At 34.7% G+C, this 22,274-nt stretch carries 22 protein-coding genes and 1 pseudogene; 11 read left to right on the top strand and 12 right to left on the bottom strand.

The annotated features are described in order from the left end of the window. Window positions 1-292 precede the first annotated feature (292 nt). The 3 genes from V7024_RS22290 to V7024_RS22280 all read right to left on the bottom strand — a co-directional run bounded on the left by V7024_RS22290 (window position 293) and on the right by V7024_RS22280 (window position 1,945). Window positions 293-1,015 carry a hypothetical protein gene (locus tag V7024_RS22290; RefSeq protein ID WP_335524033.1) on the bottom strand — a complete coding sequence of 241 codons (723 nt, stop codon included), beginning with the start codon at window positions 1,013-1,015 and terminating at the stop codon, window positions 293-295. Between the two features lie 72 nt (window positions 1,016-1,087). After that, on the bottom strand, window positions 1,088-1,468 hold the full coding sequence (locus V7024_RS22285; RefSeq protein ID WP_335524030.1) for a hypothetical protein: 381 nt from the start codon (window positions 1,466-1,468) through the stop codon (window positions 1,088-1,090). Window positions 1,469-1,492: 24 nt separating this feature from the next. Further along, the gene (locus tag V7024_RS22280; protein WP_335524027.1) at window positions 1,493-1,945 is read right to left on the bottom strand and encodes a helix-turn-helix transcriptional regulator; all 453 of its coding nucleotides are present in this window, start codon (window positions 1,943-1,945) and stop codon (window positions 1,493-1,495) included. A 251-nt stretch (window positions 1,946-2,196) separates the two neighbouring features. Here V7024_RS22280 and V7024_RS22275 point away from each other — a divergent pair, with 251 nt between their 5' ends. Further along, entirely contained in the window at window positions 2,197-2,709 is a 513-nt protein-coding gene (locus V7024_RS22275) for a lipase-like domain-containing protein (RefSeq protein WP_438824503.1), read from the top strand. Between the two features lie 50 nt (window positions 2,710-2,759). Here V7024_RS22275 and V7024_RS22270 read toward each other — a convergent pair whose 3' ends face one another. Beyond that, window positions 2,760-3,569: a GNAT family N-acetyltransferase gene (locus V7024_RS22270; RefSeq protein ID WP_335524022.1), complete on the bottom strand. Its 810-nt coding sequence runs from the start codon at window positions 3,567-3,569 to the stop codon at window positions 2,760-2,762. A gap of 223 nt (window positions 3,570-3,792) precedes the next feature. Here V7024_RS22270 and V7024_RS22265 point away from each other — a divergent pair, with 223 nt between their 5' ends. The 4 genes from V7024_RS22265 (at window position 3,793) to V7024_RS22250 (ending at window position 7,742) form a co-directional block, all read left to right on the top strand. Next, window positions 3,793-4,806: a S66 family peptidase gene (locus V7024_RS22265; protein WP_335524018.1), complete on the top strand. Its 1,014-nt coding sequence runs from the start codon at window positions 3,793-3,795 to the stop codon at window positions 4,804-4,806. Window positions 4,807-4,830: 24 nt separating this feature from the next. Next, complete coding sequence (locus tag V7024_RS22260) at window positions 4,831-5,406, top strand: GNAT family N-acetyltransferase (RefSeq protein WP_335524015.1); 576 nt, start codon at window positions 4,831-4,833, stop codon at window positions 5,404-5,406. An 81-nt stretch (window positions 5,407-5,487) separates the two neighbouring features. Continuing rightward, a complete protein-coding gene (locus V7024_RS22255; RefSeq protein ID WP_335524013.1) occupies window positions 5,488-5,955 on the top strand; it encodes a DUF2691 family protein in 468 nt (155 codons plus the stop codon). Window positions 5,956-6,128: 173 nt separating this feature from the next. Beyond that, on the top strand, window positions 6,129-7,742 hold the full coding sequence (locus V7024_RS22250; protein ID WP_335524010.1) for a long-chain fatty acid--CoA ligase: 1,614 nt from the start codon (window positions 6,129-6,131) through the stop codon (window positions 7,740-7,742). Window positions 7,743-7,922: 180 nt separating this feature from the next. Here V7024_RS22250 and V7024_RS22245 read toward each other — a convergent pair whose 3' ends face one another. Beyond that, window positions 7,923-9,131 (bottom strand): alanyl-tRNA editing protein, encoded by a 1,209-nt coding sequence (locus tag V7024_RS22245; protein ID WP_335524009.1) that lies wholly within the window; start codon window positions 9,129-9,131, stop codon window positions 7,923-7,925. Window positions 9,132-9,270: 139 nt separating this feature from the next. Between V7024_RS22245 and V7024_RS22240 the strand changes: the two genes are divergently transcribed. Beyond that, window positions 9,271-9,663: a hypothetical protein gene (locus V7024_RS22240; RefSeq protein ID WP_335524006.1), complete on the top strand. Its 393-nt coding sequence runs from the start codon at window positions 9,271-9,273 to the stop codon at window positions 9,661-9,663. Window positions 9,664-9,750: 87 nt separating this feature from the next. Continuing rightward, a complete protein-coding gene (locus V7024_RS22235) occupies window positions 9,751-10,989 on the top strand; it encodes an MDR family MFS transporter (protein WP_335524002.1) in 1,239 nt (412 codons plus the stop codon). Window positions 10,990-11,119: 130 nt separating this feature from the next. On the opposite strand, the gene V7024_RS22230 is transcribed toward V7024_RS22235, so the two are convergent. Further along, window positions 11,120-11,503, bottom strand: a complete 384-nt coding sequence (locus V7024_RS22230; protein ID WP_335523998.1) for an Hsp20/alpha crystallin family protein — start codon at window positions 11,501-11,503, stop codon at window positions 11,120-11,122. Between the two features lie 147 nt (window positions 11,504-11,650). Continuing rightward, window positions 11,651-11,797, bottom strand: a complete 147-nt coding sequence (locus V7024_RS22225) for a small acid-soluble spore protein P (protein ID WP_020063100.1) — start codon at window positions 11,795-11,797, stop codon at window positions 11,651-11,653. Between the two features lie 189 nt (window positions 11,798-11,986). Here V7024_RS22225 and V7024_RS22220 point away from each other — a divergent pair, with 189 nt between their 5' ends. Beyond that, window positions 11,987-12,250 (top strand): hypothetical protein, encoded by a 264-nt coding sequence (locus tag V7024_RS22220; RefSeq protein ID WP_335523996.1) that lies wholly within the window; start codon window positions 11,987-11,989, stop codon window positions 12,248-12,250. Window positions 12,251-12,356: 106 nt separating this feature from the next. Continuing rightward, entirely contained in the window at window positions 12,357-13,025 is a 669-nt protein-coding gene (locus tag V7024_RS22215) for a polysaccharide deacetylase family protein (protein ID WP_438824502.1), read from the top strand. 34 nt (window positions 13,026-13,059) lie between these two features. Here the strand turns inward: V7024_RS22215 and sspO are convergent, their stop codons facing one another. After that, window positions 13,060-13,209: a small acid-soluble spore protein O gene (gene sspO / locus V7024_RS22210; protein WP_020063103.1), complete on the bottom strand. Its 150-nt coding sequence runs from the start codon at window positions 13,207-13,209 to the stop codon at window positions 13,060-13,062. Between the two features lie 283 nt (window positions 13,210-13,492). Between sspO and acnA the strand changes: the two genes are divergently transcribed. Next, entirely contained in the window at window positions 13,493-16,216 is a 2,724-nt protein-coding gene (acnA, locus tag V7024_RS22205) for an aconitate hydratase AcnA (protein WP_335523990.1), read from the top strand. Between the two features lie 218 nt (window positions 16,217-16,434). Beyond that, the gene (locus V7024_RS22200) at window positions 16,435-17,079 is read left to right on the top strand and encodes an alpha/beta family hydrolase (RefSeq protein WP_335524038.1); all 645 of its coding nucleotides are present in this window, start codon (window positions 16,435-16,437) and stop codon (window positions 17,077-17,079) included. 136 nt (window positions 17,080-17,215) lie between these two features. Here the strand turns inward: V7024_RS22200 and V7024_RS22195 are convergent, their stop codons facing one another. From V7024_RS22195 to V7024_RS22180, 4 genes and pseudogenes are all read right to left on the bottom strand, one after another. After that, window positions 17,216-18,541 carry an MFS transporter gene (locus tag V7024_RS22195; RefSeq protein WP_335523988.1) on the bottom strand — a complete coding sequence of 442 codons (1,326 nt, stop codon included), beginning with the start codon at window positions 18,539-18,541 and terminating at the stop codon, window positions 17,216-17,218. A 1,316-nt stretch (window positions 18,542-19,857) separates the two neighbouring features. Continuing rightward, window positions 19,858-20,052: a hypothetical protein gene (locus V7024_RS22190; protein ID WP_335524036.1), complete on the bottom strand. Its 195-nt coding sequence runs from the start codon at window positions 20,050-20,052 to the stop codon at window positions 19,858-19,860. A gap of 359 nt (window positions 20,053-20,411) precedes the next feature. After that, complete coding sequence (locus tag V7024_RS22185) at window positions 20,412-21,593, bottom strand: site-specific integrase (RefSeq protein ID WP_335523987.1); 1,182 nt, start codon at window positions 21,591-21,593, stop codon at window positions 20,412-20,414. Between the two features lie 33 nt (window positions 21,594-21,626). After that, window positions 21,627-22,274 (bottom strand): annotated as a pseudogene (locus tag V7024_RS22180) (helix-turn-helix domain-containing protein); the annotation flags it as partial.

Genomic DNA, 22,274 nt, shown 5'->3' with positions numbered 1-22,274 from the left:
GCATATAGATAGAAAAAGGAACTCGAGAAAAGAGTCTATACTCCTTTCTCGAGTTCCTTTTTGATACGATAAACTCTCAAGCTTTATAAAATAGTAAGCGTCAAATTCCATTACTTTTAGAAGCATTACTACTCATAAATAGCCACGTACAGTCAAACTAATCATCAGCTATAGCAATTCATCCGCGCTCATGACTAGTTAAAGAAATTAAGTATTTATAGATAAACACTCATCAATGATCTTCTGGTGTATGAATAGAATATAAAAAAGGAAATCGAAATAATTTCCTTTTTCACTTTGTAAGCTGTAAAGCTTTCATATAATCACCCTTTTTCTCAAGGGCCTTTTTTGCTTCTTCAGCCGTTAATACATAATCTACTATAATATTTTGTAATAAACTCTTATTAGCATTTGGCAGCTGAATCGTTATGTCTTCCACACTACTCTTATTATTTTCAATTGTTTTATTAAATTCCTGAATACTTCTTGCAACCTCCGCTAATTTTTCCATATGTGCAGGATTGTTTACATCTAAAAAGATATTACTTCTAAAAACTGCCGTAACATAATGCTTCAAATTTTTCTTTGCTATTTCTTTCTCAGCCTTCTTATCGAAAACAGTATCCCCCGTCTGCATTTGATCGAACGTAAATATAGTGTTATTCCCTTTTTTTTTATAATATGTATTAAATTTTTCTTGTAAATTATACGCTTCTTTTTTTATTTTATAGTTATCATTATTTACTTTTGGAGAGATTTGTCCATCGAAATATAGTTGGAATTGCAAATGTGGTTCATCTACTTGCTGTACATAAGCTATTCGCACTTCTCGACCAGGTAAAGGTAAAATCTCTCCGTTCCCATGTGTTGCAACTTGATTTAGTTTAACAGAAATACCATACTCCGATTTTGTATAATTTTGTGCTTTTTGTTCAATTTCTTTATTCGATATATCACATGATGTTAATAGTAATAAACTAAACATTATGCTATATGTTATTTTTGTTCTTTTCATATTTCATCTCCTTCTATTTCTACTTCATTAATATGTGAATGCTATTATGGATTTATAAAATAAATAGATATTCTAAATCCGTAATTGTTTTTTTCCTTCATTTTGATTGATTAGGAAATTTGCTGCTAAAAATACTGCAGGTACGTTAATTACAAGTGCAATAATATTTAAAAAATCAGTTGTCTGTGAAAATACAATAATCAATGATGTTACTGCGACAAATAATGGAATTGTCTTATTTATATTTGTGACTAGTTGTTGCTTGTGAAAATGTCTTAGGATGAAATAAATACCTATTAAAATTGGTGCAGTAAGGAATACTCCTAAATATCCCCATGCATCTTCAATAAACCAAGGGAAAAAGCGCATACGTGAAGTAAAGATAAATAGATTTAGTATGATAGTTCCTACTAATATACTGTTTAATATAATGACTTTCTTATTTTTCTCCATTGTAATTTCTCCTCTAAAATTTAATTACTCGTTAGTTAATTCGTAAAAACGATTTATAACATCTTCCTCTTCAAACGTGCTATACCACCTATAATCACTATCATCTAAAATACGAAAATGTTGACTAATCACATTTTGTTGTACTCGAAATTTTCCTTTTTTCGCAATCTCATTCCAAAACATTTTTCCGCCTAATGTTTTTACTTTTGGCGTATTCATACCATCGTGGGCTAGTGTTTCGATTACCTCAAAAGGTTCTTCTCCTAAAATGTGTTTTAAGATTTGACTATCCTTAAATAAGGCACAAACTGCGACAGCATTCGTCCAACTAATTAATGTTCTTTCTTTTTCAATTTGAACCAATGTCTTTTTCGAAATTCCTAGAACGGTAGCCATTTTTTCTTGAGAATATCCTTTTTCAAGACGAATCAGACGAACATTCTTAGAAATCAAATCAATTACAGTTTCTTTATTCAAATAACATCACTTCCATGAATTAGTGTTCAATTCAACTTATAGTGTAATATTACACTATAAGTTACCTTTATGTAAATAGGGAGCATATTGGGGGGAAATTTACAAAAGGTAACTGATAGTTGCTTATGTCTCAAAGAGTGTGATTTTTAACCCTTCTAATGTCCACTAATGCTTATTTCGTAATTTAGTTCCTTTACTACACAGACACCATTTATCATTTAAAAACTACGCAAATTATCTCCTAAAGTTACATACAATATGCAGATCGAATGCTTAATAGTTCCGTTTGGCAAAGTAAAGATATTAGTGCTTACGATTTAACGACAGCTGGATCTAAAGAGCTTAATCAATGGGTAAAAACATATGATGACGTATATTACTTTTCCTATACAGGAGATGCGACGTATCGTTCATTACTAACGGGATATTCTGTCCCTTTACTGACGATGAATCCACTTATGTATTTGTCTAGCTCACATATTGGAAAGTTTACACGAGGATATGCAGAGCCAATTATTAATGAAAAATGGTGGCCTAATGATGGACTTGTTAGTGTTGTTTCGTCACAATATCTGATAGGACATCGAAATCAGCCGTATGCAGGAAACGCTCAAAAAGGTGTCTGGAATTATACCGCGACAAAATATAATTGGGATCATATCGATTTTATTGGAATCGATCTTGCGGATACTTTAGGGATTAGTGATATATATTCGTTTTATAATGAAGTTGCTGGTAACATTTATCGTTTACCTTTGAATTAGAAGAAGGAAATAAAAATCCCCTTCATTCATATATGGAGGGGGTAAAAATATTATAATAGTTTCGTCCAAATTGCCTTTGTATAAGCAATCTTCATTCCAGTTCGCTCCATATTATTTTGGCTAGTACTTCCGAAACGTGCTTGTCCAACAACTAATTTGCAACCTAATTCATTTGCGATATGTATTTGATGTTTAAGTAATGCTGTATGACAGCCTCTTCCTCGGAAATGTGGGAGAGTAGCTGAGGCTGCTAGGGAAGCAATTCCTTTTTGAACGTATAAAACAGCAATTGCAGCAGGGGTGTTTTCAATAAGAGCTACATAAAAATGCCACCCTTTTTTATCATATAGCACTTTGTTGTTTTTGCTCACACCATCTATAGTGAAAGCGGGCATACCAAAGCTTTTTACATAAATATCTCCAAAAAGATGAAATTCATCTTCCTGTAAATCTCGAATAATAATCTCATTTGAACGAACTATATGGGTTTCATAGCAGCTTCCATACAGAGTTGTATGAAAATCCGATTGGTAAAATCCTCTTTGCGACAAATAACGAAATAGCTCAGAAGTCGAGTGAGCAGGAGTTATTTCAAAGTGACAAGGAATTCCTTGTTTTTCATAATAAGAAATTATTTCATCTATTTCTTTTGTGTCCGTAAATGTTATCCCTTTTACGGTATTGAAAGAAGGACCTGGAATTCCTTTTGCCGAAAAGGCTACTGCACTTCCGAAAGTTTGGATGTCAACTCCCATGGGGTTATTTTCTTGTTTTTGAATGCTCTGTAATCTAGATTGCATCATATGTATTTCCGATTGCTCTAATCGTTTTGCTAAATCTATATTCATGACATGTTTCATATCTCGGCCTATTCACCTTTCTTAGTCATCTACAAACCTTCCATCATATTACTTAATACGACATGTTTTTCCCACTTCCTTTTTTTATTTTTGTAGCTGAATAGCAAGTTTTAAAGATAAGAGATGATAATTTAAGCAGTCTTGATTACTTGAAATAAAGGGTTTCAATAGTAGTTTCACGAATACAAATCTAAATATTATAGAAAAGATTGGGGAAATACATATGATACAATATCCATTTTTGCGAAAAGGAGCAACGATTGGGGTAACAGCACCTTCTTCTGGTGTAGATGCAGCGTTACATAATATGTTTAAACAATCTTGTAGAAGTATGGAAAGAAAAGGCTATACAGTCGTTTGCGGAGAAACGGTTTGGACACAAGAGAAGGCTAAGTCTTCTAGTGCCAAAAAAAGAGCAAATGAATTTATGGAAATGATGCAAGATGAGAACATTGATATTATCATTCCTCCTTGGGGTGGTGAGCTATTAATTGAAATACTAGAAGATATCGATTTTAAAAAGGTAAGTAAGAAATGGTTATTGGGATACTCGGATACGAGTGTTTTATTATTAGCGATAACTTTAAAAACAGGAATAGCGACTGCTCACGGAACAAATTTCGTAGATGTAAGAGGCGAATATTCCGATAACACAACAGCAATGTGGCAAAGTGTGTTATCAACGGAAGCAGGGGATTCAATCACTCAGTACTCTTCAGAGAAATATCAAGAAAAATGGCAACATCATAATCCATCTCCTTGTGTGTTTCACTTAACGGAAGATACAAATTGGAAAACACTTTCGAATGGAAATGTGAAAATTACCGGTCGATTGCTTGGCGGGTGTATCGATGTGATTAGACATCTTATTGGAATGCCTTTTGGTCGCGTACAAGATTTTCGGAAGAAACATTGTCATGACGATCCGTTCATTTGGTATTTTGAAAATTGTGAGCTAACTACTACTGATTTACGACGTACGTTGGTTCAAATGAAACTGGCTGGTTGGTTTGACAATTGTTCAGGTATTTTATTTGGACGTAGTGCTGCTAACCATCCAGTAAATGAATATACTGCTGAAGATGTATATGCGGAACTTACTAATGAGCTGCAAATTCCAATTGTTTATGATGTAGATTGTGGTCATAAGCCTCCGCAAATCACATTTATAAACGGGGCATTTGCAGAAATTGAAGTAGAAAGTGGTAAAGGAGTCATTACACAGCATTTTAAGTAGAAATGTAGAAAGGAAATGACATGAATGAAATATGAAAATATCTCAGGAAAATATCCAACACTTATTACGGAACGATTATGTTTACGACCGTTAGCAATAGAAGATGCCCCTGATGTATTTGAATATGCTTCAAATCCAGAAATTTCTACGTATACAGTATGGTATCCGCATGAAATATTACAGGAGTCACAAATATTTGTACAGTCAATCTTAGATCAATATGAAAGTGGAGAAATGGCGATTTACGGAATCGAACTGAAAGAAGAAAAAAAGATTATTGGGACGTGCGGTTTTATCGAATATGATGAGAATCATCATAAGGCAGAACTGGCTTATGCCCTATCACCAAACTATTGGGGACAAGGCTTTGCGACGGAAGCAGCAATGGCATGTATTAGCTATGGATTTGAAAAATTACAGTTAAACCGTATTGAAGCAGGATGTCATGCTAGTAATGCACAATCGGAACGAGTGATGAAACGATTAGGAATGCAATATGATGGAACGATGCGAAAAGATATGTTTGTGAAGGGAGCATATCGAGATACGAAAATATATTCGATTTTACGAGAGGAATATGATATACAAAAGGGAGAGTAATAGAGTGAATTACTCTTCTTTTTGTTTTCGAAAACAACTTTATATAGAGTGTAAGTGAATAGGATAGGAGAGTGGTGAGGAATGATAAGAGGTATTACGTTTGAGATTCCAAATGACTATGGACAACATCTTGCAGATATATTAAAACCTTTAGAGATTGCTACTATAAACTGGCTTCTTGAACCTGAAGAATCATATTTAGTTTCTAATAACGAGCTAGATACTCCTTTTTTTCCTGATAAACAGGAGGTTATTGATGGTGCAACAATGCATAATTTGATAAATAGTAAATGTTATTACTTAATATTTGCAGATGTAAAAGGGTTTGAAAAAGGGAAAAATATAACGCAAATAACGACGTATGAAGAGTTTGTGAATAGTGATTGTGAACTAATTGTATTGATAGCTGATTGTTTTTATACAACAATATATTGTAAGAATAAAGAAATGACTAGAAAATTATATGAAAACGCACTAGAGATGGGGTATGAGAACGTTGAATATATTAGAGATGAAAATGACGGTAGAACACGAATGAGTGTATGGTAAGTGTAAAATAAATAGGGGAGTTCATTTAAAAATATATAAATATTTATCTAAATTTTCTAAAAATATTGACAAAACAACTTTCAATTTTTATACTTATGACAGCATAATGAACTGTTATAAGTCCTTTTGTAATAATTAAAAATGAAAGCGTTTTTATAAGGAGGAGAAGAAATATGATGATGGATGTGCCATTAACAATTAGTTCGATGATTGAAAGAGCAGATAAATTATTCCCAAAGAAAGAAATTATTTCTCGTACACATAGCACAATTACACGATTAACGTATAAGGAGTTAGGCGAACGAACGAGACGTTTATCTAGCGCGTTGCAAAAATTAGGTGTGAAGCAAGGGGAACGAGTTGGCACACTAGCATGGAATCACCATCGTCATGTAGAAGCCTATTTTGCGATTCCTAGTATTGGGGCTGTATTACATACGATAAATATTCGTTTATCCTCGCAACACATTTCTTATATTATTAACCACGCAGAAGACCGCATTTTACTCATTGATGAGGATATGGTACCACTTGTTGAGAAAATTCAAGAGGAGTTATCAACTGTACAAGCTTATATTATCATGACCGATAAAAAAGAGCTTCCAGAAACATCACTTCAACCTGTATACCACTATGAACAACTTCTAGAAGAAGGAAATCCTAATTTTCCATTTTTAAAAGATATTGATGAAAATATGCCAGCTGGTATGTGTTATACATCAGCTACGACGGGTAATCCGAAAGGGGTCGTATATACACATCGCAGTACTGTTTTACATAGTATGTCGCTTGGCCTTGCGGATACAACGGCACTTTCTGAAAGTGATGCCGCTATGCCGGTTGTTCCGATGTTTCATGTAAACGCTTGGGGGTTGCCGTTTGCAGCAACATGGTTTGGATCAAAGCAAGTTCTTCCTGGACCGATGTTTACACCGAAGATTTTATTAGAAATGATGCAGGAAGAAAAAGTAACAATAGCAGCTGGTGTCCCAACAATTTGGCTTGGTGTGCTGCAAGAATTAGAAAAGAACCGTTATGATTTATCAAATATAAAACGAATTTTATGCGGGGGTGCAGCTGCGCCGAAAAGCGTGATTGCGGCTTTCGAACAAAAATATAATGTCCCATTTGTACATGCATATGGAATGACAGAAACAAGTCCGCTTGTCACGCTTGCACGTTTAAAAAGTTATGAACGTGAACTACCGTATGAAGAACAACTGACGATACGTGCGAAGCAAGGCTATTTAGTGCCAGGTGTTGAAATGAAAGTTGTTGGGGAAAAGGGAGGTGTGGCATGGGACGGAAAAGAAATGGGCGAGCTATGTTTACGTGCTCCTTGGATTGCAGCAAGTTATTACAAAGATGAGCGAACAGTAGAGGGATTTCGAGATGGATGGTTATATACAGGAGATGTCGTTACAGTTGATGAAGAAGGGTGTATTAAGATTGTTGACCGCACGAAAGATGTCATAAAAAGCGGGGGAGAATGGATTTCATCTGTAGATTTAGAAAATGCCTTAATGGCACATGAAGCAATATTTGAAGCGGCTGTTGTTGCAGTGCCGCATAAACAGTGGCAAGAGCGTCCGGTTGCATGCGTTGTTGTAAAACAAGATCAATCTGTTACAAAAGAAGAATTATATGACTTTTTAAAACCGCAATTTGCAAAATGGTGGCTACCAGATGAGATTGTTTTTCTAAAAGAAATTCCGAAAACTTCCGTCGGGAAATTTTTAAAGCAAGCACTTCGAAAAGAACTGGAGCAATTCTATATAGAAGATTAAAGTTCGTTGTGGGAGATCGTGAGTTAGACATTATACCGGCTACAAAACTAGGAATCACTACATGTGCTTTTCAAAACGCGGCAATTTCAAACGCAGATTATTATATTGATTCTTATCATCAGTTACTTCATATTCTGAAAGAGAAGAGTCTTCAAATATAAAAGAAACACAAGAAGATCTTTACGCTTCTTGTGTTTCTTTTTGTATTTGAATAAGGTGTAATAAAAATGCTTCACCTGTAACAGTTGCTTTCCCGCCACCGCGTGCGCTTTTTGGATTCCCTCCACCTTTTCCTTCTATAAGAGGAAGGGCTGCTTTTAACAGGGTATTCATATTTTGTGTAACTGCATTCCCGCATGCGCAAATGCATTGTAAGTTTTCACCGTTTTCTGTAACAAGATATGTAATGGCGTGTTCATCTTTTTCAGTAAGGATAGCTGCTAATTTTGCAAGTTCCTGCATTGAACGATCTGTAAAGCTAACGGCAATTTGTTTGCCAAATGAAGTTTCTTCTGCTTGCTGTAACAATTCATTTGCTTCTACAAGAATGAGTTTTTCGTTGGCTGCTTGCAACGCTTTTTCATTTTCCTTTTGAGCTGAAAGGAGCTGCTTTATTTTGTTTGGAATATCGCTTTCTTTACTATGTAATTGTTGCGCGGCATCTTTCACGAGGGGTTGATTGCGCTGCATCAGTTCAATTGCACGCCAGCCACAAACAAATGTAAGCCGAATGTTTCCTTTATGACGCTCCCAATTGATAATTTGAATTGGGCCGACTTCACCGGTTTGTTTTGGATGTGTACCACCACATCCGTTATAATCAAGATTTTCAATAATAACAACTCGGATATTTTCGGTCACAGTTGGTTCCTTGCGTAGTGGAAGCTGCTTTGCTTCTTCTAGATTTACCCACCGAACTGTAATTGGGCGGTTTTCAAGTACAATTTGATTTGCAAGATAAGCAGCTTCTTCAGCTGTTTCGAAAGAAAGGTTAGCTGTTTCTAAATCAATTGTTACGATTTCTCTTCCTAAGTGAAAACCGATTGTTGGAATATTGAAGTAATCCCAAAAAATAGCGGATAAAATATGTTGCCCAGCATGTTGTTGCATATGATCAAAACGACGTTTCCAAGAAACATATCCCGTTACTTCATCTGCATGTATCTCTTCGGTAACGTAATGACGAATTTCGCCATCTATTTCTTCCACATTTATAACAGGAACTTGATTTAATTGCCCTGTATCATGTGGTTGACCGCCGCCCGTTGGATAAAAAGCTGTTTGCGTTAATACAACATATAAATTGCCGTCTTTGTCACGACCTTGTTTTGTAATTTGAGCCGTAAATGTTTGTAAATATGGATCTGCATAAAATAATTTGTGATTCACAACCGTACTCCTTTCAGACTTAGCTAAGTTTATTGTAAAACAATACGTATAATTTTCCTAATATTTCATAAGAAAAATTCTCTTTTTTAGAATTTTCTTGCTATAATAAGGAAAAGGAAACATAACGGGGGTGGATGATATGTTGTATGAAAATGGTGTACGCAAACTGATTCATCTAAACACAAATATTTCTGAACTATACCGAGAATTGCATGAAATGACCCGTCAATTAAAAGAATGTAACCGTGAAAGCGTAACATTTGATCGGTTATATGTGAAAGAATTATTATGGAAAAAAGAAGATATCGTTTCAATGTATGATCAACTCCTCATTCAACTTTGCATTAATGAGTGTTTTGATATGAAAAGTTTCATTTCTGGAGAATATGCTTATACACATGAAGAAGTGGAGAATTGTGTAGCCGAATTTAATAGTAAACATAATGTGAATATTACAGTAGAGGGAGTATTAAAAGAATTACAGTTTACATATGGTATTGATATGGAGCTGAAACGAACAGCTCGTGTTTAAGGAAACGAAAATTATGTTTTCAAAGGAAGCTGCTTTTCAGCTTTCTTTTTCTTTGCATTGCATTTGGATATAGAAAAGGTGAGAGAGATGAAGGGGAAGTTAGGAAACATTCATCCAATTGGGATGACTATCATTATTGGAACATTATTTGCAAGATTTGCAACATCGATGAGCATTCCATTTTTAGCAATTTATTTAACGAATGCAAAAGGAATATCAGCAGGTGTTACAGGAGCAATTATTGGAACGAGTGCATTAGTTGGTGTATTTGCAAGTTTTATTGGCGGGAATTTATCAGATCGTTATGGACGAAAGAAGATTATGTTAGGCTCTATTCTTGTTTGGATTTTTGTCTTTATCGGGTTTGGATTTGCGGAGCATGTAGCGGTATTTTTTCTGCTAAATGCATTAAATGGGATGTGTCGTTCATTTTTTGAACCAACGTCCCGTGCTTTATTATCCGATTTAACAAAGCCGGAGCAGCGTTTAATGGTGTTTAACTTACGTTATGGTGCTATTAATGTAGGGGTTGCGATTGGCCCACTTGTTGGTCTTCAAGTTGGAAGCGCTGAATCAACAACACCATTTTTTATAGCAGCTATTATGTATGTTCTTTATACAATTGTACTCGTATTACAATTTCGCAGGTATCGCATTGGAGAAGAAAAAACAGGAGAGGCAGAACCAGTTACTTTTATGGATTCCATACGCATTATAAGAAAAGACATTGTTTTTTTAGTAGCGTTAATTGGAATTATCATTAGTACAGCAGGATACGCACAGTTTTCATCAACACTTTCTCAATATTTTGCGAACTCCCATCTATTTGAAAATGGAGTGAAATTGTTTTCTTATGCATTAGCATTAAACGCAATTACTGTCGTAATCGTTCAGTACCCAATCGTGCAAGTTTGTAAAAAGTATACACCGCTCGTATCCATTATGATTGGTACAATACTTGTTAGTGCAGGATTATTTGGATTTGGATTTGCGGAATCAATGTGGGCTGTTTTTGTTTGTACGGTCATATTTACAATTGGAGAAGTATTAATGTTTTCCATGACAGATGTGTTTATTGATCAAATTGCAGTAGCAAATTTAAAAGGAACATATTTCGGAGCAATGGGATTCTCAGGAATCGGAGGTGTAATTGGGCCGTGGTTTGGCGGACTTCTGTTAGATTATTACAGCTACGATAATGGTTTTGTGATTTTTGCAATGTTGGCGACTCTTTCTATGCTTGCATTTCCAATTCTTATATTGACAAGAAGTTTGCTTCGTAAAAGAACGATAGAAGAAAAAATAGGAAGTACAAATGCAATGTGAGTTTACATTTAGAAATAAGGTTTTGAAATGAAAAAGGTGGATGATTGTGGTCAGCCACCTTTTTTTTCGTATACATTGTTTCAGTTGAAGAAAGGGCATTTCTTACATGACTTGATAAATTTGTATACGATTATTTTGTAAGGAGAACGGTTCGTTCTGTTAATAGCGCTGCTTCTGTTTTAGATATGTGAATGGTAAGAAGGCCGTTTTCAAGATAGGCTAACATTTTTTTATATATAATATTGGCTGGTAAGAAAATCATATGTTGCAAGGCGGAATTATTACTAGATATGTTAATTTGTAGGCCTGTCTCCATCTTTTTAATAAGAATATTTTGCTCAACTACGTTCGGGATATCAGCTTCTAAAATATATTCTTGTTCTGTTTCAAAAAGGTCGATGTGAATACCGTTTGGAGAGGGGGAGTTTGCGTATAAATCGGAGCAAAATTGATTCATCCATTCTTCAAAGCCATCAACTTGAAAAAGGCAGTCTTTTTTCTTTTTCTCGCCCATTGTAAGAAAACCTCCGTAAAATTTCATTCATAATACGATATTCACGTTGAAATTAGAGGTGAAAAGGAAAGAGGAAATGTACTTAAAAAGAAGAGAAGATAGTATAAATATATGATAAATAGACAGTGCACATGCACTGTCTATTTTTTACATATCGTGGTGAGCGTGATTTTTTTGGCGGGAATGTTTTCGATTTTTTACTTTGTGAGATCCGCTTAATGGTTCTGGTTGTCCGCCAGAAACTTGTCCTTGCGGTGAATTTTTACGAATGGATTTGCTGTTGTTTTTCTCCATGTATACTACCCCTCTTTTTATTAAGCTTTAGCGATTAAACAAATAAACGGTAAAGCTTGATTAGCGAAACGAATTAGCTGAAAGTTTCGCTTTATATTAGGATGAGAGAACTTCATAAATTTATACGAGAATGTTTTTTGAGAAAAAGGTAAAAGATAATGGAGAGTAAAGACAGAAAGGGGAATGATTATGCCGTACCATAAGGATAAACAACAAGCATTTCAAGCTGCGCAGCAAGGAACGGAAGATGCAGAAAATTTATATCAAAACATTGTGAAAAACGATCCAAATTATGCTCAGGACTTAAAACATTTACGTCAAGAAGTGCACGAAGCATATGAACAAATCCAAAATGCATTAGAAGTCGCTTCTGAAACGCAGCGAAAGCAATTACAGCAATATGAACAAGATTTGCAACATATTATGCAAAATGTGGAGGAAGTGCGTGATTAATAGGTTGTTGAGCATCCTCAGCAGCCTTTTCACATAAAAAGGGATAATAATGATTAAAAAAACGAACCGCATTATAATCAGTTGTCTAATCATAGTGTTTAGCTTGATGGAAATTGAAAAAGTTGATGCAAAAATGTTAATGAGAAAAGAGTTAGAGCCAACTGGCTTTGTAACGTGGGAAGTACCAACGAATGAAAAAATAATAGCAATTACTTTCGATGATGGTCCGGATCCTACATATACACCGCAAGTTTTAAATATATTACGCGAATACCACGCTGAAGCGACTTTTTTTATGATTGGCTATAGAATTCAGCGTAATCCATATTTAATCGAACAAGTATTAAAAGATGGCCATGAAATTGGGAATCATACAATGAACCATTTGTATGCACGAAATACAAATGGACAAAAGCTCGAAAATGATATTCTAGAGGGGAAAAAATATTTGGAAAAGTGGGTAGAGAAACCACTCCTTTTCCGTCCGCCTGGTGGATATATTAATGAATCGGTGTTTAAAACAGCGACAGAAGCAGGATACCAAATTGTATTGTGGTCCTGGCATCAAGACCCAAAGGATTGGTCTAATCCTGGAAAAGATAAAATTGCACAACATGTTTTAAACAATGCAAGAAGTGGTGATATTGTTTTACTACATGATGGCGGAAGCGATAGAAGCCAAACTGTTGAAGCATTAAAAGAAATTTTACCAGCATTGCAAAAACAAGGGTATCGATTTGTGAAAGTGTCAGAGTTATTAAAGTACAAGCATTGAAAAATCCCAAAAGATTATCTTTTGGGATTTTAAATTATTGATTCTTTTTCCGTTTTTTATTGTTTTGGCGTTGTGCAGGTGTTAATGGCTCATTCGAAAATTCTTCATTGTATCCTGTACCTTGTCCCTGTGCAGAGGCAGCGTTCATTCCAGGAATGACATGATTTGCTTTACGTTTTCCCACTACTATCCCCCCTAATTTGCCATAAGAAATTGAATTGTTTGGTTCATTTATAAAGTAAAATACCCTCTAAAAAAGAAGATTCACTTTATAGGAATAGTATCTGTTAACGGGAAAATTATTATGCAACAACGAAGTTATAAAGAAAACTTATGGGAAACTATAAGTTTCTTATTATTTACTTATCCTTGAAGTTGTAATAATATATTATCGTAAGGTATAGAAAAATTTGTCTACATTTTATATTCAGACAATTTCAGTCACGTTTAACAGGGGGGTAACCATAATGGTAAAACACAATCCATTTCACACTCGCGCAACATTTGAAGTAGATGGAAATACGTATCACTATTATAGTTTGAAAGCGCTTGAAAATGCAGGGGTAGGTAATGTTTCTAAGTTACCTTATTCGGTTAAAGTATTACTTGAGTCAGTACTTCGTCAAGTTGATGGCCGCGTTATTAAAGAAGAACATGTTGAAAATTTAGCGAAGTGGGGAACGAAAGATATTCAAGATATCGACGTGCCTTTTAAACCATCTCGCGTTATCTTACAAGACTTTACAGGAGTTCCAGCTGTTGTTGATTTAGCTTCTCTTCGTAAAGCAATGGCAGATATGGGCGGAGATCCTGATAAAATCAATCCTGAAATTACAGTTGATCTTGTTATTGACCACTCTGTACAGGTTGATAGAGCAGGTTCAGCGGATGCGCTTCAATTTAACATGGACTTAGAGTTTAAGCGTAATGAAGAGCGTTATAAATTTTTAAGCTGGGCACAAAAATCATTTGATAACTACCGTGCAGTTCCACCAGCAACAGGTATCGTTCACCAAGTAAACCTTGAGTATTTAGCGCCAGTTGTTCATGCAGTGAAAAATGCTGAAGGTGAACTTGTTGCATACCCAGATTCATTAGTAGGAACAGATTCTCATACAACGATGATTAACGGTATCGGCGTTCTTGGATGGGGCGTTGGTGGTATTGAAGCAGAAGCTGGAATGCTTGGACAGCCTTCATACTTCCCAGTACCAGAAGTAATCGGTGTGAAATTAACAGGTACACTTCCAAGTGGTACAACAGCAACAGATGTTGCATTAAAAGTAACACAAGTATTACGTCAAAAAGGTGTAGTTGGAAAATTCGTTGAATTCTTCGGTAGCGGTTTACAAAGCATGCCATTAGCTGACCGTGCAACAATTTCTAACATGGCACCAGAGTACGGTGCGACTTGTGGATTCTTCCCAATCGATGATATTTCATTAGATTACTTACGTTTAACAGGAAGAAGCGAAGAACAAATTCGCATCGTTGAAGAATATTGTAAAGCGAACGGCTTATTCTATACAGCTGATAGTCAAGATCCAATCTATACAGATCTTGTTGAAATTGATTTAAATACAATTGAGTCTAACCTTTCTGGTCCGAAACGTCCACAAGACTTAATTCCTCTTTCTAGCATGAGAGATGAGTTCAGTAAAGCTGTTGTGGCACCAGTTGGTAACCAAGGATTCGGTTTCTCAGAGCAAGAATTTGATAAAGAAGTGAAAGTAGTATTACAAGATGAAGAAATAACGATGAAAACAGGTGCAATTGCAATTGCTGCGATTACAAGCTGTACAAATACATCTAACCCATATGTATTAATTGGTGCAGGTTTAGTTGCGAAAAAAGCAATTGAAAAAGGACTTAAAGTACCTGGCTTTGTAAAAACATCATTAGCACCAGGATCTAAAGTTGTTACTGAATACTTAGATAAGTCTGGATTAACAGCTTATTTAGATCAATTAGGATTCCAAACAGTAGGTTATGGTTGTACAACTTGTATCGGTAACTCTGGTCCATTAGCGCCAGAATTAGAAGAATCAATTGCTGCAAATGACTTATTAGTTACATCTGTATTATCTGGTAACCGTAACTTTGAAGGTCGTATTCATCCGCTTGTAAAAGCAAACTACTTAGCATCACCACCGCTTGTAGTTGCATATGCACTTGCTGGTACAGTAGATATTGACTTGAAAAATGATGCAATCGGTAACGATGCAAACGGCAATCCAATTTACTTTAACGACATCTGGCCAACAGCGGCAGAAATCGAAGAAGTTGTACAAAACGTCGTAACATCTGAACTATTTAAGAAAGAGTATGCACAAGTATTTAACAGCAACGAACGCTGGAATGAAATCCAAACTTCAAATGAAGCGTTATATACTTGGGACAATGACTCAACATATATCCAAAACCCACCGTTCTTCGAAGGGTTATCTAAAGAGCCAGGTGAAGTGGAAGCACTTTCAGAACTGCGCGTAGTTGGTAAATTTGGCGATTCTGTAACAACAGACCACATTTCACCAGCAGGATCTATCGGTAAAAACACACCAGCAGGCCGTTACTTATTAGAAAATGGCGTGCAGCCAGTTGACTTCAACTCTTACGGTTCTCGCCGTGGTAACCATGAAGTTATGATGCGTGGTACATTTGCGAACATCCGCATTAAAAACCAAATCGCACCTGGCACAGAAGGTGGATTCACAACGTACTGGCCAACAGGCGAAGTGACATCTATCTATGATGCAGCAATGAAATACAAACAAGACGGCACAGGTCTTCTTGTAATCGCTGGTAAAGACTACGGTATGGGAAGCTCACGTGACTGGGCTGCAAAAGGTACAAACTTACTAGGTATTAAAGCAGTTATCGCAGAAAGCTTCGAGCGTATCCACCGCAGTAACCTTGTATTAATGGGCGTATTACCACTGCAATTTAAAGATGGCGAAAGTGCAGAAACATTAGGTCTTACTGGTCAAGAATCATTTGAAATTCAAGTTGATAAAACAGTAAAACCACGCGATCTTGTAAAAGTAGTTGCGACTGACTCAGAAGGAAACAAAAAACAATTTGAAGTTGTAGCACGCTTCGACAGCGAAGTAGAAATCGACTACTACCGTCATGGCGGTATTTTACAAATGGTTCTTCGTGAGAAATTAGAAGAGTCTAAGGTTTCTAACTAAGTTTAGATTTCAATAATTTTAAATGAACAATAGTTTAGTAGTTTCTAGATTAGTATAAATATTTACACTGTATGAAAAAGGGAAGGTGACGAAAGTTATCTTCTCTTTTTTATAATTGCGAATCGGTTCGGTATCGTTAAAAAGGTTTTTGACATAAAGGAAATAAAACAATCGGTAATTTATGTTGTTATATTATAAAAGTTTCGGAGGGGACAATGATGAAAGGAAATAAAAAGGAGATACAAACAAACGACAAAACGATTCGTTATACACATATAGAAAGGGGTTTCAAAACGATTTGCTTTATGTTTTCAGGTTCAGGTTACAATTACGATAAACCATTGTTTTATTACGCGACAATGGCAATGCTCCAAAATAAAATTGATATTGTCCATATCCATTACTCCTATAATGAGCAACCAACGAAAAACAATATTGAAAAGATAACAAAAATAATGATGGATGATATTAATCCTGTGATTTTAGATGTTTTAAAAAATGGACAATATAACAATTCTATTTTTTTAGGAAAATCACTCGGAACAATACCAATCGCGAATGACTTAATGAAGAGAGAAGAATTCCTAAAGTCAAAAATGATTTTATTTACCCCTCTAATAAATTTTGATTCGATCTTTGACTCAATCTTGAATAGTCATCATCAGGGTCTTTTCGTTATCGGGGATAAAGATCATTATTACAATGCAAATCAAATTGACCAATTAAGTAAAGCGAATTTAAAGGTTGATGTAATTCAAAATGCAAATCATTCCTTAAATGTTGGAGAATCTGAAACAACAAATTCAATTTTAGCTTTATCAAGGGTAATGGAAAAACTCCAAGAAACCGTTAGGACAAATTAGTGATTAACTAATATTATCTAAAGTGTAAATTTAATTGCTAAATAACTGCAAAAGAGGTGTTAATTGCACCTCTTTTTAGATGGTCATTTTTTTGTACTTCAAATTCGAACCTGTTACTATTAGAAGAGATGGCTTATTAAGCTTTTATACTTTCAGCACCTACAGACGAAGGTTGCTGTTTCCCTGGTTTCACAAATACCATGGCTAGCATACCAATAACGACTGCAATCGCAGCAGCAAGGAACATGGCTTGATATCCATATTTTGCAACAAGGCTTCCTGTTAAGGTCGGTGCAAGGATTGTCGCAAGATTGGCAATGAAATGCGTAACACCCCCAAATGTACCTGCCTTATTTGGCTCTGTATCTAATACAACCGTCCAGTAAATAGAGTTTGGTAAGTAATTGAATGCATTCCCAATACACATTAAAGTGAGTACCATTGCAGGACTTTTTACAGTCGGAATCAGCATAAAACAAACAGCAGTGCAAAATAAAGATGCAACGGTAAACCAAGATCTTGCTAGGCGCAAATTCCCTGTTTTTTCTCGTATTTTATCAGAAATTTTCCCGCCAAGCAGTCCTGTGAATATCGCGCCAATCCACGGGATCATTCCTAAAAAAACAAGCGAAGCTAATGAAAATCCAAATTCATCTTGTAGATATTTTGGTGTCCACGTGAGTAGTAAAATATTCACATATAAAAACGCAAAATACCCAATGGCATTCATGACCAAGGAAGGATTTTTGAAAAAATGGTACCAAGGGATCTGGGTTTGTTCTTTATTTTCTAAGTGACTTTCCCCATCAAGCAAGCCCTCTGTACTTCGAATTTCTTCTAATTCTTCTTTTGATACGTTCGGATGATCTTCTGGTAAATCCGTAAACATTTTCGACCATACAGATACCCATAGTAATCCGACAACGCCTAAAATAACGAATGTGACCTTCCAGTTGGTAACAGAGAGAAGACCAACAACAATCGGTGCGGTAATGAGAGCATCAACGGGTGTTCCAATTAATCCAAGGGCGACCGCAAATCCTTTTTCCTTTGGTGATACCCAGTTTGCCATGGTACGATTCATCGTTGAAAGGGTAGGACCTTCTGCAAAACCAAACAATACACGAAACACAGCAAAGCCAGCTAATGCTGAGCCGCCAAATAGTGCAGCGCCCAATTGCCCAGCAAAAATTGTTCCGATTTCAAAGATTGACCAGCTCGTACCTGCTAGGATCCACATGAATTTTGGTCCCTTTTTATCTGCAAGCGCTCCGCCAAATAAAGCGCCAAATATGTACCCATATCCAAAGTAGCCAAGAATTGCTCCCCAGCTTACTGGATTCAAGTGGAATTCTTTGATAATGGCAGCTTGTGCGTAAGACATGGCACCTCGATCGATATAGTTAATAACCGTCATAAGAACAATCATAAAAATAATAAAATATCTATATTTATTCTTCATCATGTACCCCCATTTATGGATCTTGTAGTGCATTTGTAGTAGATGTTTGGTATATCATTTTTTGTGAATCAAATATAGTGATAGAAACAAAAGTGGATCAAAAGAGCCATTTGTTATGTAAGCAAAAAACATATGATTTAGACACTCTCCATTACGTTCTCTCCAAAGTATTTCACCTCCTTAACTAAAATGTATTTGAATTTTTAGAAAAAACAGTCTATTTTATATCTTATCGTAGTTATTTCATACATAAAAGTCAATATATAGATATTCAAGGTATTTCCGTCACCTTGAATATCTCACTATACTGGTTGTATCCACATGAATGACAATTATTTTATGAAAAAGGAATTATTAGCGAAAAAGTTTATGATATTTCACATATTGAAGGAGAGTTTAAGTTAAAGTCTGGAACAGTCTGTAGAAACGATAGAGATGTTTCGCGTACGCAAAGTGCGCTTTGTGGCAGAGAAATTAAGGCAGAAAGGACGAAAGTTAACAGAAACATCAATTTGAGAGAAGGGAAATCTTTGGACACCACGTCAGTAATCGTTTGTGGTACAAGAAGAGATTCAAAAGCAATTGTTTCAATTTTTTACAAAAAAAATTAATTTATTCTAAATGAACAATAATTACGTATATCGTGGCATGAAATACTTGGCTTTATGAATTTATCGTAAAGAAATACATGTATATCATTTTGGTTCATTTCGAACTCCTTTTTTTATCAAACAACTTTAGGAGAAAGGTGCCTATCATACCTCCCAAAACAAAAGCAATACAAAAGCTCCATTGGAATTTTCCAGTGATAAAATATAACATAGCGATTCCTAATACACTTCCCATAAGAAAAGGAAACTGGATATACTTTCTCAATTGATTCACTCCGTTCAAGAATAAACGTATGTTTTGAGTGTATGTAACTTTGTCGCAGTATACGTAATGATTGTTACAGAATATAAAAAACGGAACGGATGTATGCGGTCCGTTCGTGTCAAGAGTATAGTTAATCATTTTTATTACATAATATACCAGTTTAGGGTTGTTGGAAATTATCCTGTTGTAATACATTTTTTATAGATCAAATCTATCGTTATCAAAGAACTAGATATATAAATTTGGCATGCTTTTTGCTTCAACTATAAATATTGAAAAAATAGCTATATTGCAGGAGGAGTGAAAATTTAATTTTTACCTTAACAAAATGATATGGTGACTTTTATTATATTGATATTCTCATGTCCTAGTGGAGTAAACTTAGAAGATAGATGAGTGATGACTATTGGTATGTACCCGATTGGTTTGACTAAACCATTTTATTTTGACAAAATTTTAAGAAGAGAACTGCCAGCCCAAAGAATATAAGCAAATTGAGTTATTATATACATTGTGAATTCGAAAGAAGAAAGCTTTCTTTCTCGTTTCATTTTTCTTAGGTGTAAATAATAGAAAAATGAACATATAACTAACAGTAAAACAGAAGATTCATATACAGTTTCTAATATTCTAATAAGTACTCATCTCCTCACATTGAATTGATAAGGTATATATTAACCATATCATTAGAACTATTACATTAGTATGTTTTTTATTTTATATTTCTTATGACATAACTTCACACCTATCTCGGCTGAACTCTTATAAGCAATATTCGTGAAAAATGGGGAAAATGATAAAGTCTTGCCATAGTCAATGGATTTACCATGTAGTTGCAAAGTGCCGAAAACTAAAACCAACCTTTATGGTATATTTGGGGTTTTCTTGACATTTACGGCATAGGCATAATGATGTAATGAAGGTGTAAAAACCTCGTTGTATCAATGTTTATGAGTCTTTACACCTTGTTTAGTGTCCGGAAAAGTGACCGAAATTAACCGGTAAGATTTTTAGAGAGGTCTTTCATTAAGTTACTAAACTTATTGGAAGCCTCTTTTTTTAGGTTTTTGGTCATGTGAGCGTATATGTCCATTGTCGTATTAATATCAGAGTGTCCGAGCCGTTCTTGTATTTCCTTAATGTGTACATTGGCTTCAATTAGTAATGAAGTATGTGTATGCCTAAAAGAGTGCGGGGTTATATGTTTTTTAATAGATGTTTTCGCTAACAATCGTTGCAATCTAATAGATAATTGTCTAATTGGTTTAGGATAACCCTCATTGGTTGAAAAAATAAAATCATTGTCTTTATAAAAAGGTTTGTTATCTCTTATTATTTCTTCTTGTTGTTGTTTGTGTAGCTTAAGTAAATCAACCAAAAGAGGGTCTATTGTTATTGTACGAATGGAACCCTCTGTTTTTGGTGTCAGTAATGTATATTTTAATTTGTTGTTTGTTGGATTGTAGTAAGTTTTTATAACTCTTAGTGTATGTTCGTCAAAATCAATATCAGACCATTTTAAAGCGATCATTTCACCTATTCGTAAGCCAGTATACGCTAGCATAGTAAAAGCTAATAAATCACCTTCTAATCCATCATTTTTAGTAATCGTTAGAAATTCCTCTAATTCTTCTTTTTCAAGAAACTTTTCATGAATTTCATTACCTTGTTCAAGATCAGAGACAGTTTTCTTTTTCTTAGGTAGTTTAATTCCTTTAGTTGGTATCTCTTTAATCAATTTATTTTCTTGAGCATACACAAAAACCATGTTAGTAGATGAATGAATACTTGAAATATAGTTGGAACTGAAAGTATTTGCTAATTTATCTATTGTGTCTTGGTATGCTTTTTTAGTGATTTTTTGAATAGGTACTTGTCCAAAATCATCAATAACACGATCTAAAGCAATTTTTCTTGCTCTTATGCTACTTACTTTTGCCCCTTGAGATTCATAATGCTTTAACCAATCCTTACACATTGTTTCGAATGTTATTTTTAATGGTTCGATATATTCCCCATTATGAAATTGTCTTTCGAATAAAGCAGCTGCAAGTTTTGCATCTTTTTGAGTTAAAAACCCAGACTTACTCTTTTTTATTTCTTTCCCGGTTACAGGGTCTGTACCCATATATGCACGAAACGCCCACTTTTTCCCCTTTTTATAGATGTATGCCATTGGATTCCCCTCTTTTTTATTGGGTTTATTATTTTAATAAAAAATTGCCGAAGTAGGCAAGATATAGCAAGATTTAAAATTATCCTTTAAGTTTATTTCAAAAATCTCGGAATTAATTGTTGTTTTAAAAGTTAAAGTTGAATCTAAAAAACCAACATATAAATCATCTTTATAAACAATACTGATATGCGTTTCTTTGAAATATTTGTTTAGAAAATCCTGTTTAAATTCAGGGAAATAATGTATTAACAAGTCACAGTTTTTTGTTAATAAATCACATTTGTTGTTGTTATTCACACGAACTAAAATTTCAAAGTGATTTTCTTTAGAAGGGAAAGGAGAATTTTTCATTTTATAATACAGATGTTGTTTTTGTTTTATATTTTTCAAATTGATATTTAAGTTTCCAACATTCTTAATGAATGCTTCTTCTTCTATTGGAAAAGCAAAAGTATCTGTATAGCGAAACTCATTATTAACTAATGACTCCAAAACGCTCACAATATCCTGAATACTACGAAATAGTTTTATTTTATCTTCGAAGGAAAAATGTTTTGCATTTTCAAACACATCATCTACTAAACTTAACTTTTCAAGCGATGATGTTTCTGATTGTATAATTTCATAAACTTGTTTCTTTAAGTCTTTATGAGTTGAAATTAATTTTAAATAGTTGTTTAC

Origin of the sequence: Bacillus sp. JJ864 (assembly GCF_036963045.1) — a bacterium.
Lineage (GTDB): Bacteria > Bacillota > Bacilli > Bacillales > Bacillaceae_G > Bacillus_A > Bacillus_A pseudomycoides_C.
The sequence above is the reverse complement of the archived record's forward strand: the minus strand, read 5'-3'. Positions and strand labels throughout refer to the sequence as shown.

What these genes read in the sequence shown, in the direction of transcription:
- V7024_RS22290 (WP_335524033.1), bottom strand. Translation starts at nt 1,015, where the DNA reads ATGAAAAGAACAAAAATAACATATAGCATAATGTTTAGTTTATTACTA.
- V7024_RS22285 (WP_335524030.1), bottom strand. Translation starts at nt 1,468, where the DNA reads ATGGAGAAAAATAAGAAAGTCATTATATTAAACAGTATATTAGTAGGA.
- V7024_RS22270 (WP_335524022.1), bottom strand. Translation starts at nt 3,569, where the DNA reads ATGAAACATGTCATGAATATAGATTTAGCAAAACGATTAGAGCAATCG.
- V7024_RS22265 (WP_335524018.1), top strand. Translation starts at nt 3,793, where the DNA reads ATGATACAATATCCATTTTTGCGAAAAGGAGCAACGATTGGGGTAACA.
- V7024_RS22260 (WP_335524015.1), top strand. Translation starts at nt 4,831, where the DNA reads ATGAAATATGAAAATATCTCAGGAAAATATCCAACACTTATTACGGAA.
- V7024_RS22255 (WP_335524013.1), top strand. Translation starts at nt 5,488, where the DNA reads ATGATAAGAGGTATTACGTTTGAGATTCCAAATGACTATGGACAACAT.
- V7024_RS22250 (WP_335524010.1), top strand. Translation starts at nt 6,129, where the DNA reads ATGATGATGGATGTGCCATTAACAATTAGTTCGATGATTGAAAGAGCA.
- V7024_RS22240 (WP_335524006.1), top strand. Translation starts at nt 9,271, where the DNA reads ATGTTGTATGAAAATGGTGTACGCAAACTGATTCATCTAAACACAAAT.
- V7024_RS22235 (WP_335524002.1), top strand. Translation starts at nt 9,751, where the DNA reads ATGAAGGGGAAGTTAGGAAACATTCATCCAATTGGGATGACTATCATT.
- V7024_RS22230 (WP_335523998.1), bottom strand. Translation starts at nt 11,503, where the DNA reads ATGGGCGAGAAAAAGAAAAAAGACTGCCTTTTTCAAGTTGATGGCTTT.
- V7024_RS22225 (WP_020063100.1), bottom strand. Translation starts at nt 11,797, where the DNA reads ATGGAGAAAAACAACAGCAAATCCATTCGTAAAAATTCACCGCAAGGA.
- V7024_RS22220 (WP_335523996.1), top strand. Translation starts at nt 11,987, where the DNA reads ATGCCGTACCATAAGGATAAACAACAAGCATTTCAAGCTGCGCAGCAA.
- V7024_RS22215 (WP_438824502.1), top strand. Translation starts at nt 12,357, where the DNA reads ATGGAAATTGAAAAAGTTGATGCAAAAATGTTAATGAGAAAAGAGTTA.
- acnA (WP_335523990.1), top strand. Translation starts at nt 13,493, where the DNA reads ATGGTAAAACACAATCCATTTCACACTCGCGCAACATTTGAAGTAGAT.
- V7024_RS22200 (WP_335524038.1), top strand. Translation starts at nt 16,435, where the DNA reads ATGAAAGGAAATAAAAAGGAGATACAAACAAACGACAAAACGATTCGT.
- V7024_RS22195 (WP_335523988.1), bottom strand. Translation starts at nt 18,541, where the DNA reads ATGAAGAATAAATATAGATATTTTATTATTTTTATGATTGTTCTTATG.
- V7024_RS22185 (WP_335523987.1), bottom strand. Translation starts at nt 21,593, where the DNA reads ATGGCATACATCTATAAAAAGGGGAAAAAGTGGGCGTTTCGTGCATAT.